At 57.6% G+C, this 14052-nt stretch carries 10 protein-coding genes; 4 read left to right on the top strand and 6 right to left on the bottom strand.

Annotated elements, in window-relative coordinates; translation table 11 throughout:
* Nucleotides 1-20 precede the first annotated feature (20 nt).
* Nucleotides 21-2318 (top strand): DNA topoisomerase IV subunit A, encoded by a 2298-nt coding sequence (gene parC / locus EAO82_RS17460; RefSeq protein WP_096348440.1) that lies wholly within the window; start codon nt 21-23, stop codon nt 2316-2318.
* Here parC and EAO82_RS17455 read toward each other — a convergent pair.
* Nucleotides 2287-3945 (bottom strand): hypothetical protein, encoded by a 1659-nt coding sequence (locus tag EAO82_RS17455; protein WP_096348439.1) that lies wholly within the window; start codon nt 3943-3945, stop codon nt 2287-2289. The genes parC and EAO82_RS17455 overlap by 32 nt on opposite strands.
* A 168-nt stretch (nt 3946-4113) precedes the next feature.
* Between EAO82_RS17455 and serB the strand changes: the two genes are divergently transcribed.
* The gene (serB, locus tag EAO82_RS17450; protein ID WP_096348438.1) at nt 4114-5325 is read left to right on the top strand and encodes a phosphoserine phosphatase SerB; all 1212 of its coding nucleotides are present in this window, start codon (nt 4114-4116) and stop codon (nt 5323-5325) included.
* A gap of 47 nt (nt 5326-5372) precedes the next feature.
* On the opposite strand, the gene EAO82_RS17445 is transcribed toward serB, so the two are convergent.
* The 3 genes from EAO82_RS17445 to epmB all read right to left on the bottom strand — a co-directional run bounded on the left by EAO82_RS17445 (nt 5373) and on the right by epmB (nt 10574).
* Entirely contained in the window at nt 5373-7442 is a 2070-nt protein-coding gene (locus tag EAO82_RS17445; RefSeq protein WP_096348437.1) for a GGDEF domain-containing protein, read from the bottom strand.
* A 138-nt stretch (nt 7443-7580) separates the two neighbouring features.
* Nucleotides 7581-9377 (bottom strand): molecular chaperone, encoded by a 1797-nt coding sequence (locus tag EAO82_RS17440; protein ID WP_096348436.1) that lies wholly within the window; start codon nt 9375-9377, stop codon nt 7581-7583.
* A gap of 174 nt (nt 9378-9551) precedes the next feature.
* Nucleotides 9552-10574: an EF-P beta-lysylation protein EpmB gene (epmB, locus tag EAO82_RS17435; RefSeq protein ID WP_096348435.1), complete on the bottom strand. Its 1023-nt coding sequence runs from the start codon at nt 10572-10574 to the stop codon at nt 9552-9554.
* Between the two features lie 141 nt (nt 10575-10715).
* On the opposite strand from epmB, the gene efp reads away from it, so the two are divergent.
* Entirely contained in the window at nt 10716-11282 is a 567-nt protein-coding gene (efp, locus tag EAO82_RS17430) for an elongation factor P (RefSeq protein ID WP_096348434.1), read from the top strand.
* Between the two features lie 79 nt (nt 11283-11361).
* Nucleotides 11362-12321, top strand: a complete 960-nt coding sequence (epmA, locus tag EAO82_RS17425; RefSeq protein WP_174959017.1) for an EF-P lysine aminoacylase EpmA — start codon at nt 11362-11364, stop codon at nt 12319-12321.
* Between the two features lie 20 nt (nt 12322-12341).
* Here epmA and asd read toward each other — a convergent pair whose 3' ends face one another.
* Entirely contained in the window at nt 12342-13193 is an 852-nt protein-coding gene (asd, locus tag EAO82_RS17420) for an archaetidylserine decarboxylase (RefSeq protein ID WP_096348432.1), read from the bottom strand.
* Between the two features lie 9 nt (nt 13194-13202).
* Complete coding sequence (locus EAO82_RS17415) at nt 13203-14024, bottom strand: rhodanese-like domain-containing protein (RefSeq protein WP_096348431.1); 822 nt, start codon at nt 14022-14024, stop codon at nt 13203-13205.
* Nucleotides 14025-14052 lie beyond the last annotated feature (28 nt).

The following is a 14052-nucleotide window of genomic DNA, read 5'->3' as shown; positions in this document are numbered from 1 at the left end:
CCATGAAATAGAGGATGAGTATGAGTGACAGTCTGGATCTGAGTATGGATGGGGTGGAGCGCCGCGCGCTGTCGTCCTTCACCGAGGAGGCCTATCTCAACTATTCCATGTACGTGATCATGGACCGGGCTCTGCCGCATATCGGCGATGGTCTCAAGCCGGTACAGCGGCGAATCATTTACGCCATGAGCGAATTGGGTCTGTCAGCTACTTCCAAGCACAAGAAGTCGGCCAGAACCATTGGTGACGTGCTGGGCAAATACCACCCCCATGGTGACTCGGCCTGTTACGAAGCCATGGTGCTGATGGCTCAGCCGTTTTCCTACCGCTACCCCCTGGTAGACGGCCAGGGCAACTGGGGTGCGCCGGATGATCCCAAGTCTTTTGCGGCCATGCGTTATACCGAGGCGCGCCTGGCCCGTTACAGCGAAGTGCTGCTGGCCGAGGTAGGTCAGGGTACGGTCGACTGGCAGCCAAACTTTGATGGCACCATGGATGAACCCATGGTGCTGCCGGCGCGCCTGCCCAATCTTCTGCTGAACGGCACTACGGGTATAGCCGTGGGCATGGCCACCGATATTCCCCCGCACAACCTGCGTGAAGTGGCTGCGGCCTGTGTGCGCTTGCTGGATGATCCAGGCGCTGGACTGGATGAGCTGATGGAGCATATCCAGGGGCCGGACTACCCCACCGAGGCGGAAATCATTACTCCGCGCAGTGAACTGTTGAAGCTGTACGCCACCGGTAAAGGCTCGGTGCGCAGCCGCGCTGTATGGGTGCGCGAGGAGGGCGACATCGTCGTTACCGCGCTGCCACATCAGGTCTCCGGCTCAAAGGTGCTGGAGCAGATTGCCGCGCAGATGCAGGCCAAGAAACTGCCAATGGTGGCGGACCTGCGAGATGAGTCGGATCATGAAAACCCGACCCGCATCGTTATAGTGCCGCGTTCCAACCGGGTTGATCCCGAAGAGCTGATGCAACATCTGTTCGCCACTACCGAGTTGGAGCACAGTTACCGGGTCAACATGAACGTGATCGGTACCGATGGCCGTCCGTCCGTCAAGGATCTGCGCGGGTTGATCAGCGAATGGCTGGGCTTTCGGATCTCGACTGTCCGGCGGCGCCTGCAGTATCGGCTGGATAAGGTGTTGGCCCGCCTGCACCTGTTGGAAGGTTTGCAGATTGCCTGGCTGAACCTGGATGAAGTGATTCATATCATCCGTACCGAGGAGCATCCGCGGGCCGAGTTGATGTCGCGTTTTGGCCTTAGCGAGCTGCAGGCAGACTATATTCTCGACACGCGCCTGCGCCAGTTGGCACGCATCGAAGAGATGAAGATTCGCGCCGAACAGGACTTGCTGGAAGAGGAGCGCGACAAGCTGCAAGCGGTGCTGGGTAGCGAAAAACTGCTGCGCAATCTGGTGCGCGATGAGCTGATCGCCGATGCAGAAACCTACGGTGATGATCGCCGATCGCCCTTGGTCGAGCGTAGCGAAGCACGTGCGCTGTCCGAAACCGAACTACTGCCCTCCGAGCCGGTCACCGTCGTGCTCTCGGAGAAAGGTTGGATACGTTGCGCCAAGGGTCATGATGTAGATGGTCGTGCGTTGGCATACAAAGCGGGTGATGCTTTTCAAGGACAGGCAAGTGGCCGCTCCAATCAGCAGGTAGTGGTGATCGATTCGACAGGTCGCAGCTATTCGCTGCTGGCGCATACCTTGCCTTCGGCGCGTGGTCAGGGCGAGCCCTTGACCGGTCGCCTCAGTCCCCCGCCGGGTGCTGGCTTCGAAAGTATCCTGATGCCCGACGAGCAGGCCATGTATTTGCTGGCTTCCGACGCAGGCTACGGGTTCGTCGTCCAGGGCAGCGATTTGCTTGCCAAGAACAAGAACGGTAAAGCGCTGATAAGTCTGCCTGAGGGCGGCAAAGTCATTTCGCCATTGGTGGTCAGCGATCAGAAAACGGATTTGGTAGTGGCGATCTCGAACGAAGGGCGGCTGTTGGTGTTTCCGCTAGCTGATCTGCCCCAGTTGGCCAAAGGCAAAGGCAATAAAATACTCTCTTTACCCTCGGCTCGAGTCAAAACCCGTGAGGAGTTTTTGCTGGGTCTGGCGTTGCTGACCGCTGATGCCAACTTGGTACTGACCGCTGGTAAGCGCACTCTAACGCTCAAACCGGCTGATCTGGAGCACTACCGGGGTGAGCGTGGCCGACGTGGCAACAAGTTGCCACGCGGCTTTCAGAAGGTAGATCTGATCAGTGTTGAAGCCGGGCGTAGTGTTGCACTCAGCTCTGACGCTGCTGGTAAAAGTGATTGAGCTGCTGCTCAAGCATCGCTTGGTAGGGGTCCTGTAGGCGTTCGATACAGTAGATCCCTGGTTGGCTGGCCAGGCGCCTGACTACTGCGCGCTGACGTAACATATCGCTAGTGGCTAGGCCCGAGTCCAGCAGCAGCAGGTTACGGCTGTATTGCACCTGCTCTATCAGGGTCTGGCAGGCTGGCTGCTGAGCCAGGTCTTCAGCAGGAACATCCTGCAGACTGGGCGCGTGACAGAGTGCCAGGTGCAAGTGCAGGGTGATGCCGGTATCAGCGATTTCTACCTGAAGATCATGGCCCAGTACGCGCAACAACTCCCCACAACACAGAGCATGGGTCAGCTCATCCTGGCGGCACTCCCCCGCATGGAACACCACTAGGCTGGTGCCATCGTGCAGGGTCTGAAGGTGCCCGTTATATAGCTCGCAAGCACGACCCAGCTGCTCGCGGTAACGGCCCAGCAGTGCCATCAGGCGTGGCCGGGGCAACCGTCGCAGAGCTTCCTGATTACCCAGGCGAATGGCCAGAACCGTGGTCTCCAGCGGGGCTGGAGGTGTTATTGCTGTCTCTTCTTTGAGAGCTGCGTCCGCGTGCGCGGCATCGACGGCTTTTTGCGTTGCCGTGGTCGGCGTGGGAGCAAGCTCGTCCCGGGCTTGCTCGTCTTTGCTGTCAGTATCTGACTGACCCTCTTCCTCCGCGACTGCAGGGCTAGACTGGTCCGTGGGGTCTGGTGTCAGCAGGTGCGCGCCGAGTTCTTCAGGCAGGCGCACTTCTGCAGGATTGATCGATTCGGACGTCTCCAAATTCAGATCAGGCTCGCTCGCAGTTGTTTGCGCAACGGACGTTGGGTTCTCCAGCTGCGGCTCCGGCACGCTCAATGCGTCAGCATCGCGGCTACCGGCCTCAATACCGTCCGACTCCGCTGCGGTTACGTCCTGCAGCGCGGGGTCTTCGTAGCGTCTTCCCAATTGTCGCGCCAGGTCACCCAGTTCGTCGCGTCTGTGCTGGCCTGGGGCTGGTGAATCAGCTTGCCATTCACCCAGCTGTTGCAGCACCCGGCGCATATTTCCCGCCATGCGCCAGGCGACAAAGCCCACGCAGAGTGCCAGCAGCAAGGCGGCCCAGGCCAGTTGCCGCAACATGCCGTTGACCGGTGCCATAAAAGGTTCGGACGCCAGGCTAAGCTGCACTTGACCGGCCAATGTATCCTGAATACGCACCGCAGCGTTGAACTGACCTTGCCCAGGCGCCATACGCGTGGCGCTGACGCGATCGCCGGCTTCTGCAATCATGCGGTTTTCAGCGGTGAACACCCGGGTATGCGCCACCAGCGGGTTCTGCTGCCACTGTGCCAGCATGATATTCAGGCTCAATTGGTCATCCGCGGCCAGCGGTTCAGCTACCGCAGCGGCGATTTGACTCGCCAGAGCTTCACCGATCGCGTCCGCCTGGCGGGCGGTGGTTTGTTTCAATTCGCCAAAAGCGAGTATCCCCATCCATAACACCAATAGCGCCAACGGTAGTATGGAGAGCATCAGCAGTTTGCCCGTGAGCTTGACGCTGTGCTGGCGCCAGGCGCCATAACTGCGCAGGAACAGATTTTCGGAGGGGGGAGGGGTCGGGTTCAAAGTGGGACTCGGTCAGTGGAATGGAGCAGAATCGGGCTATGAATAGATTCTCTTCGCAGTATAGCCATTCCGACCTGAGGGCAAAAGGCTGCATCTGTGAGCGACCGGGCAATAACAGGTAGAATAGTCGACCACAAACGCACACATCTCTAGATTGGAGTGGCCCCTTTGAAGGAAATTGTTCTGATCAACATCACCGGCCCGGATCGGCCCGGTTTGACAGCGGCCATTACAGGCATTCTGGCCAGAGCAGAAGTGAATATTCTGGATATCGGTCAGGCGGTTATTCACGATACCTTATCCTTCGGCATTCTGGTCGAGATGGCCGGCGAGGCGGGGATGGCTGATGTGCTCAAGGATGTCCTGTTCCGCGGGTATGAGCTTGATCAACAAGTACGCTTTACGCCAGTCAGCGCGGATGAATACAGTCGCTGGGTAACCGGGCAGGGCAAGCCACGGCATATCGTCACCTTGTTGGCCCGCCGGGTAACCGCGGAGCATATCGCCCAAGTCAGCGAAATTACAGCCCGCTACGGTTTGAACATTGATCATATTGACCGCCTGTCCGGGCGTATTCCTGAGGGCCTGCCGGCTGATCAAGGCAAGGGTTGTATCGAATTTTCGGTGCGTGGGGAGCCCTCTGATCCGGGCACGCTACGCGCTGAATTTCTGACCATCGCTCAGCAGCTGAATGTGGATATTGCCTTCCAGCAAGACAGTATTTTTCGCCGCAACCGCCGTTTGGTCGTGTTTGACATGGACTCGACCTTGATTGATGCAGAGGTCATTGACGAGCTGGCCAAGGCGGCAGGCGTGGGTGAGCAAGTCTCAGAGATCACCGAGCGCGCTATGCGCGGTGAGTTGGACTTCAAAGCCAGTTTTCGCGAGCGCATGGCGCTGCTGAAGGGGCTACCGGTATCGGTGCTGGAAGAGATTGGGGCGTCCCTGAGGTTAACCGAAGGGGCGGAAACGCTGATCAGCCAGCTGAGACGCCTGGGTTACAAAACCGCTATTCTGTCTGGTGGTTTCAGTTATTTTGCCGAGCAATTGCAGGCACGGCTGGGTATCGACTATGTGTATGCCAATGCGTTGCCGGTCAAGGATGGGCTGGTCACCGGTGAAGTGCTGGAACCGATTGTTGATGGGCAGCGCAAGGCAGATTTGCTGCGTGAGCTGGCCGAGCGCGAGGGAATCAGTCTGGAGCAGACAATTGCCGTTGGTGACGGTGCCAATGATCTACCGATGTTGTCAATCGCCGGGCTGGGCGTGGCGTTCAGAGCCAAGCCATTGGTGAAGCAGTCGGCGAAACAGGCCATCTCAACTCTGGGCCTGGATGGCATTCTCTATCTGCTGGGGTTTCGGGATCGCGAAGGTTTCTGAACGTGCTCGGCAGAATGGCCGCCACCCATTCTGCCGAGCCAGCAGGGTTATTCCGCGGAAAAGTCGTAGTTCATGCTGTCGCTGGGCGACTGCAAATAATGCCCCTGGATGTAGTTGACCCCGGCTTGCCATAAGGTCGGCATCATGGTCGCGCTGTCGACATAGGGCACGATGGTCAGTTTGCCCTGAGCATGTAAGGTGGTGACCATGCCCTTGAGCGTGCTGACCGCTTCCGCGTCGGAAAGATCACGGCTGAATGAGCCATCAATCTTGATAAAGTCCACATGCAGATGCTTGAGCGCGGCATAGGGATTCAAAGCGCAACCGAAGTGGCTGAGCGACACCTTGCAGTGCAGTTTGTGCAGCGATTCGGTCAATGTCTTGGCCTGCTTCATATAAGCGTTGGCATCGGCATCGTTGAACTGAAAAATCAGGCTGTCAGGTGGCAAGCGACTTTCTTTCAACTGGCCAGCGACCCATTGCACCAGTTCTGCATCCTGCAAGCTGGCACCGCTCAGATTAAGCAGCAGGCGCGTATCGGTGCCCTTGACGCGGTGGTTGGCCAGAATCTTGATTGCCTGAGTAATCACCCAGCGATCAATCTCTACAGCCAGCCCGGCTTCCTGTGCAGCGGGTAAAAAATCGGCAGCAGGCACTTCTTCCCCCTGACTGTTGATCAGCCGCAAATAGGTTTCATAGTGCTCTGAATTGTCGCCCCTGAGGCTGATTACTGGCTGGAACAGCAGTTTAAAACCGTTGGTTTCCAGCGTGTGCTTGACCAGTGCGATAAGGTTGCCGCGATTGGCCTGATGCGCCAGTTCTTCAAGCGGATTGAATATGCGAATGGCGTTACCGCCCGCCTGGGTGATTTGATCAGCAAGGCGGTGGGCGCGGTCGATGGCCTCTTCCGGCTTGGGGCTGGTCTCGCTGATCGCAGATATGCCCATGCTGACGGTAATCTGGACGGTCCGGCCGTTAGCTTCAAAGAGCGTGGCTTCGATTTTCTTGCGCAAATCGTCCAACATCGGATTAGCCGCTTCCGGCTCCTGGCCTGCCAGCAGAATGCTGCAGGCGTCGTCGCTGAAGCGGGCGAGCAGGGTGTTCTCCGGGAACGCTTGACGCAGCATCTGGGCAAGGTCGCTGAGAATAAGATCAGAGCCGCCAATCCCCACGTCACTCTGTACACCGTTGAAGTTGTCGATGCTCAGGTAAACCAGGCTGCTGGCTTGGCCCAGATGCACTGCCTGTTCGCTGACTTTGCCCAACTGCTCCTGAAAATAGGAGCGGTTGTACAAGCCTGTGACCAGGTCCTGACTGGCCATGACCTTGAGCTTCTCTTCAAACTCGGCACTGGCCGTTTCAACGCGGATGACGACCTGGGTGCATGGCTCTCCGTCATAGCTGGCCGGGGTGAAGGTCAGCATGACGGGGAATTCTTTGCCATCAATGTCAATACCGCTGCAGCGCATTTCGTTCTTGTCGCCCTGATCGCTGTAGCTGCGCAGGAAGTTCTTGAAAGCGGCTTGGTCTTTGCTGGCGATCAAGCCCACCATGGGTTCGGCGGCGAGATCGTCCGGATCCTCATAGCCAAACAGTCTGATATAGGATCGGTTGGCGTAAATATGCATGCCATCGTGGACATAGGCGATCGCATCAACTGAGCTGTCGAGCAAGAGTTGGCAGCGCTTTTCAGCCTCACGCAGGCTTTGTTCTGCAATGCGCAGTTGCCGACGCGCCTCCAGGCTGGCCAGTTCGCGTTTGACCACGATGGTCAATAGCGCTTCTGCGGAGTCGGGAATGACATCACGCATGCCAGAGCGCATGCCCAGGGTACGCTCCTGATCACCCGCTTCCGGGCTTAGCAATATGAAGGGAATATCCCTGGACTGCCGCGCTATCAGCTCACAGGCTTCGGTGGCGCTCATAAAGCTGGTTTCTGGCACAGCCAGGCACAAATCCCAGGTTTGCTGCAGGCATTCCTGAAGGTCTTCCACTGAGGTAATTCGGTGCGCACGGGTAGCATGTCCGGCATTGCGCAGTAGGCTGACGAGGTACTCAGCGTCGTTCTGCGAATCTTCGAGGATCAGTAGTCGGATTGCGCTTGAGTCTGTGCCCATGGTCTTCCAGATTTAAACGGCCAGTTTTACCGGCTCACATTGGATAAGAAAATCCGGATAAGAGCCCCGAGCGACCATCAGCCGCAGGGGTATGGCGCCTTCTGCATCAGGTCCGGATCAATCCGTAAAAACCTGAATTTACAGAGACTTCCATAGTGAGTCAAAGTCATCCTCGGCACCGGTATTCAAAGATGTGCTGCCGGTCTCGGATTTCGTCTGTTGCTCATTCAGTGGCTCCAGCAGCTTGTATTCAAACTGACTGAAGCTGCCCGTCGCGGCCACGCGGTCGGTGAGATGGGCACGCAGCTCACGGTTGCCCTGCATGATCATGACCTTGCTGTTGACCTGAAAAGGCATACGCGGCGTAATTAGCGTCGACGGCCGGTCTATCGCAGCGACCTCGGGTAGTATCAGTCCGCGCAGATAAGTGCTGGGCTGTTCGGTCTTGCGCATCAGCTTGACCGCGCAAGGGGTGCAATGCGGCGCCACCAGCTCAATGCCCATCTGAGTGCCGCCGCCCCGCACCTGGCGTATCCAGCGTACTACGGCCAGGCTCCAGTCCTGTTCGTTCTCTTCCTGAATGCCCAGCAGCTCGCCCGCCTGCAGTTGCTTGGGCACATCCTTTGGCCAGGTCAGGCAGAAACCACCGGGGCTGTGATTAATGATCGGCAGCGTGTGAATCGGAAAATTGTCGTCGTTCTCTTCCAGGTTGGTATCGCCGGGCAAGCTGTTGTAATTGATCTGTTCGACAGCGCCAGGGCTCCAATCCAGGGACTTCGGTTCACCATCGAACGCGCCGTTCCATCCGCCTTTGTGACGTTCACGCTGCGCGGCGTCGGAGAACGGGTTGGTATCCTTCTCGTCGGCATCGATAAAACTGGAAAAGGGCACGCGGGCGATACGGAAGTGCGTGGCACTCATGCCTATACTGAGTTTGAGAATACCTCTGCCTGGTACTCGGTTGAAAGTGCGCTCTGCGAGGTCGCCCCAGGACTGGCTGACATGCTGCAGCAACTCGACCCCGAAACCCTCAGGGATCTTCAGGTTGCCGCGACTTTCGCCGCCGTTGAGCATGTATTCCTTGATGCCGTCGACCAGGTCCTGGGTGCTGAGGCCCAGGCTGTTGGTCAAATCTTCCTCGCGGATCAGAGAGCGATAACGGGGCGGGCAGTCCATCGCCGGGTTGATGATGAACAGGGCACGAGCGTCGGTTGGCTCAACCAGCACGGCCATACGCGACCAGTCCTCAAGGGTGACGAACAACCGACCCATTGCGCTCTGGCGCATTTGATTCGGTCTTGCCGAGCCCATCAGCAATGCGATCAAGTAGCATTGTTCGATGCTCAGGGGTTTCCCCCCTTGGCTTTCATTGTCATTGATCGGTTGTTGATGCAGGCCTCGTTTGCGCGCCAATTGATATAACTGGTGCAACTCCAACCACACGCCGTCAGCCACCGGGCAGTAAAGCTGAAAGGCGCGCAGCAGTGGCCCGCACAGGCCTCGCATGGCGCGCTGTATTGCCAGGCCGACCAGCGCCGAGTGATCGCGGGATTTGATCGTACGTTCCTGGGCAACAACGATCTTGTAGCCGTTGGCCAGGTGATTCTGTAACGACTGTGAGAGGTTGGCGACTTTGCGCGGTTTGTCCTCAAGAACGATCGACTGTCCAAGATAATATTTGGCCAGTGCACTGCACACGTAATGAACTTCCGGACGGATGCGTTCGAGAATCGCCAGACGCTTGTCCGCAGCGATATCCAGCTGATTGATTTCGATAAGGCCCTGATATAACTGACGCGCAGTCTCACCGATGTTGGCCTTGGGTAAATTGGCCAGCCATTGAACGATGCCTTTTTCACTGCCCTCTGCAAAGCTCAGCGATTTGAGCGTCTGCTGAGGTATCCGCAAATTCAATTTTTGCGTTGTGCTATCCATAACAGTCTTATCCAATACAAGCGGTTCAGGCCAAGTCCCGATGCGTTGAGAACGGGTTCTCCAGGACGCCAGTGCGTCACCAACACTCTAGCAGCAAAGTCGGCCAGGCGCTAAAGAGGCTCAGCGCGGTCGATATAGGCCACTATCTAGCAGATTACGCTATTTCAATTGACGCTATTCAATCAGTTCTACTGGTAAAGGTGATTTTCCAGCGCACCCGGCTGTTTCGCGCACCAGGCGGGGAACCAGGAATCCTGGAAGCTTACTCAGCATCTGGCCAACCAGCCGCTTAGCAAGCTGGTCGTCTACATGGAAATGCTGGGCGCCTTTTACGTGGTCCAGTACGTGCAGATAATAGGGCAAAACGCCATGGTCGCCTAGCTTTTCGCTGAGCTCCAGTTGTTGTTGGAGTTGATCATTCACGCCCTTGAGCAGCACCGACTGATTCAGCAATGTCATCCCTGCGGCACGCAGCCGCTGTATGGCTGCGCCAAGATGCTGATCAATTTCATTGGCATGATTGCAGTGCAGAACCATGGTGACCGGTAATCGGGTAGCGCAAAGGGCATCTATCAATCCGCCCGTGACGCGCTGGGGAATGACCACAGGTAAGCGTGTATGAATACGCAACCGGCGGATATGGTTTATCTCGGCAATTTCCCGAGTCAGCCAGGCCAGCCGCTTATCATTGGCTGCCAGCGGGTCGCCGCCGCTGTAAATCACTTCACTCAGGCTGGTATCCGAGCGGATGTAGTCCAGCGCCTGCTGCCACTCGGCGGTGCTCAGGTTGTTGTCTTCGTAGGGGAAGTGGCGGCGAAAACAGTAACGGCAATTAATCGCGCAGCCACCGCTGACTATTAATAGCAGGCGCCCATGGTACTTGTGAATAATGCCTGGCCGGGCGTTGGTCTGCTGCTCGCCGAGGGGGTCGAGTTGATAACCAGGCTGAGCCAGCAGCTCCTCACCAACGGGCAGCACCTGGCGTAATAGGGGGTCATGCACGTCACCAGGCTGCATGCGCGCAAGGTAGGGTTCGGGCACGCGCAGGGCAAAATCAGCGCTGGCCAACATTGCCGGCCCCAGCAGGGCAGGGTCGAGGTTGAGCCGCTCCAGCAAGGTGCGAGGGTCAGTAATGCTGGAGGCCAGCAGACTTTGCCAGCTGTCGGACTCAACAGAGGCTAAAGATCCATGTATCATTGGCGTTTTCCGCGCTTGGGTGGCAAGGCATCCGTCGGACGTTATTGCTGACGTCTGGCTGTCACCGGGATTTATCCCGGTCTGACGCTTCTGTTCAGCGCGTTATCGGATGTTTCCGTTCAAACTGTCAGTGGGAAGTGTATGGCCAATTATTCTACCAACGAATTCAAGCCCGGTCTCAAGGTGATGCTCGATGGCGATCCTTGCTCCATTCTGGAAAACGAGTATGTCAAGCCGGGTAAGGGCCAGGCATTCAACCGAGTCAAGGTCCGCAACCTGAAGACCGGCCGGGTCAACGAGCGTACCTTCAAGTCGGGCGATAGCCTGGAAGGCGCCGATGTCATGGATCGCGAGATGGAATATCTCTATGCCGACGGTGAATTTTGGCATTTCATGGCCACCGACGGTTCGTTCGAGCAGGTAGCGGCGGACGAGAAAGCGGTCAGCGATGCGAAGAACTGGTTGAAGGAACAAGTGATCTATCAGGTTACTTTGTTTAACGGCGCGCCGATTGCAGTTGGTGCACCCAATTTTGTTGAGCTGGAAGTGGTTGAAACTGATCCGGGTGTGCGCGGTGACACGTCCGGTGGTGGTACCAAGCCAGCCAAGCTGATGACTGGTGCAGTGGTCAAGGTGCCGCTGTTCATCAACGTCGGCGATGTACTGAAAGTAGATACTCGCAGCGCCGAGTATGTGGGCCGCGCTTGAGTGCCTGAGGCACCGGCAAGCACGTACCGATCAACCGGGGCCTAGCCCCGGTTTTTCTTTTCTGGTTGGAGAGTAAGTGATGCAGGATTGGCAGCCTTCCGCGTCGATTAACGCATTGCGCGCGCGCGCCGGGATAATAGGGCAGGTTCGTCAGTTCTTTGCCGAGCGCAACGTGCTGGAAGTGGAGACGCCCTGTCTGTCCGCCGCTGCGGTCAGTGATCCTCAGCTGCACCCCTTTGCCACCGATTATATTGCCGACGGCGATCAGGCTGCGCAGCGGCTGTATTTGCATACATCACCGGAGTACCCGATGAAGCGGCTACTCGCCGCTGGCAGTGGCTGTATCTGGCAGCTGTGCAAGGTGTTTCGTAATGGCGAGACTGGCGGCCGCCATAATCCCGAGTTCAGCATGCTCGAATGGTACCGCGTGGGCTTTGATCACCATCAGTTGATGGATGAGGTGGAAGCCCTGGTGGTCGGTATTCTCGGCTGCGTTGCAGCGCGTCGTGTTACCTATGCGAGCTTGTTTGCCGAACATCTGGCATTGGATATTCATCAATGCAGCGATGCCGATCTTGCCCAGCAGGGGCGCAATCGATGTGGCTTTAGCGGCGAAATGCCGCGCGATGGCTGGCTCAACCTGTTGTTCTCGCATTGCATCGAGCCCGCGTTACAGGCGCCGACCATGGTCTACGCCTTTCCAGCGTCACAGGCAGCCTTGGCGCAGGTTGTGGACGGCGATGATGCAGTGCCAAGCGCTGCGCGCTTCGAGTTATTTGTGCAGGGGATGGAACTGGCCAACGGCTATTTTGAATTGACTGACGCAGAAGAGCAGGGCCGGCGATTTGCTGCCGACCAGCGCGAGCGCGAGGCAATGGGCAAGGCCGCACTGCCAGTGGATACGCGTCTGGTTGATGCATTGAACGCCGGCCTGCCGCCTTGCGCGGGCGTTGCTCTAGGCTTGGACCGACTGGTTATGCTGGCGCTGGGAGCGCCGCGCATTGAGCAGGTAATCGCTTTCAATTTTGCACGAGCTTGAGCGCCAGCCCAGATCGCCGTTCACTCCAGGAGTTTGCCCAGAGCCTGCCCCATGCTGACCGCGGAACCCGCGCACATCGCCGGGTCCCAGGCGGCATGGCCTGGGCCGAAGAGAACAATCGCGGTTGAGCCGAGTTTAAAGCGGCCCATCTCCGCACCGCGCTCCAAGGCAGGTGCTGCTTGCCCATAGCGTTCGGATCTCAGTTGCCGGGTTGGCGGGGCGACCAGTCCGGCCCACACCGTTTCCACCGAAGCAACGATCATCGCCCCCACCAGCACCACCGCCATAGGGCCGTGGCTGGTGTCGAACAGGCAAACAACCCGTTCGTTACGAGCGAATAGCTCGGGCACATTCTCAGCTGTCGCCTGGTTTACTGAAAACAACTTCCCCGGAACGTAGACCATATCGGTCAGGGTGCCGCCAGTTGGCATATGGACGCGGTGATAGTCTTTGGGTGACAGATACACAGTGGCAAACTCGCCACCCTGGAACAGTGCAGCATGCTCCGCGTGTCCACCCAGCAGTTCAAGCACACTGAAACTCTGACCTTTGGCCTGGAATATCCGGCCGTGTTCAATTTTGCCAAGCTGGCTAATGGTGCCGTCCGCAGGGCAAAGAATGCTGTCTGCCTGTGGGTCCAGCGGTCTTGCGCCCGGCTTGAGAGCACGGGTAAAAAAGTCGTTGAAGCAGGCAAAGGCGGTAGGGTCGGTTTGTTCTGCTTCACGCATGTCCACGTCGTAACGTTTAACGAACCAGGTGATAAAGGGGTTTTTCACCCAAGCCCAGGTGCAATTAGCCAGACACCCCGCGAGACGGGAAATCAGATGCTGCGGTAATAGATACTGAGTAATGATAAACAGGCGCTCGCGCATGCAGGGTCCTTAAAGTTCAACAGGTGTGTCAGAGCGGTTGCCCCATTCGGACCAGGAGCCGGCATAGGCTCTGACCCGAGGGTAACCGAGTATTTTTGCCGCCAGATAAGTGAAGCCTGAGCGGTGGTGCGTTTGGCAATGGGTGATGATGTCCTTGTCCGGAGTGATGCCCAGACGCTGAAGTTCTTCCTGCAGATCGACGCGTAACCGCAGACCGCGCTCGGTATCCATGCCGGCAGTCCACTCGAAGTTGATCGCGCCGGGCACGTGCCCGCCGCGGGCAGCAAATACTTTCTCGCCGCGGTACTCGGCGGGGGAGCGGGCATCCCAAACTATCAGATCCGGTTGCTCGAGGCTGCTCATTAGTTCAGCAGCGCTGATACTTACATCAGGCTGGAGCGTTAACTGAGGTTGGGTCGGTGGCGCAAAATGGGGCTGTGATTCTGTTTGCAGACCGTCCTGTTGCCACGCTTTCAGCCCGCCATTCAAGTAGCTGTAGCGGGTGTGACCAATGCTGTCGAGCATCCAGATGAAACGTCCCGCCCAGCCGCCGCCTTCGTCATCATAAACAACGTAATGCAGGTCGGGATGGTGACCCAGCTCGCCGAACAATTGAACCAAGTGAGACATTTCGGGCAGCAGGCCTGGGCGCGGAGCCGGGGAACTGGTGCGCGCGGGGGGCAGATGAACGGCGCCCGGTAGATGGGCTTTGAGATATTGCTCTGGGCTGGACAGGTCTACCAGCCGCAGATTGTTGCTCAGTTGACGGGTTTCAAGCGCGGTGGCCAAAGCCTGCGGTTCAATCAGCAAGGGTAATACGGGTAATTGCATTGAGGGTCTCCGTTGATCCCGGCTATTG

The sequence above is a fragment of the Halopseudomonas pelagia genome (assembly GCF_009497895.1).
GTDB lineage: Bacteria > Pseudomonadota > Gammaproteobacteria > Pseudomonadales > Pseudomonadaceae > Halopseudomonas > Halopseudomonas pelagia_A.
Note: the sequence above shows the minus strand (reverse complement) of the source record. Positions and strands in the feature narration are given on the sequence as shown.

Excerpts from the sequence above, each read along its gene's own strand:
- parC (WP_096348440.1), top strand. The coding sequence starts at position 21 with ATGAGTGACAGTCTGGATCTGAGTATGGATGGGGTGGAGCGCCGCGCG.
- EAO82_RS17445 (WP_096348437.1), bottom strand. The coding sequence starts at position 7,442 with ATGGGCACAGACTCAAGCGCAATCCGACTACTGATCCTCGAAGATTCG.
- EAO82_RS17440 (WP_096348436.1), bottom strand. The coding sequence starts at position 9,377 with ATGGATAGCACAACGCAAAAATTGAATTTGCGGATACCTCAGCAGACG.
- epmB (WP_096348435.1), bottom strand. The coding sequence starts at position 10,574 with ATGATACATGGATCTTTAGCCTCTGTTGAGTCCGACAGCTGGCAAAGT.
- efp (WP_096348434.1), top strand. The coding sequence starts at position 10,716 with ATGGCCAATTATTCTACCAACGAATTCAAGCCCGGTCTCAAGGTGATG.
- epmA (WP_174959017.1), top strand. The coding sequence starts at position 11,362 with ATGCAGGATTGGCAGCCTTCCGCGTCGATTAACGCATTGCGCGCGCGC.
- asd (WP_096348432.1), bottom strand. The coding sequence starts at position 13,193 with ATGCGCGAGCGCCTGTTTATCATTACTCAGTATCTATTACCGCAGCAT.
- EAO82_RS17415 (WP_096348431.1), bottom strand. The coding sequence starts at position 14,024 with ATGCAATTACCCGTATTACCCTTGCTGATTGAACCGCAGGCTTTGGCC.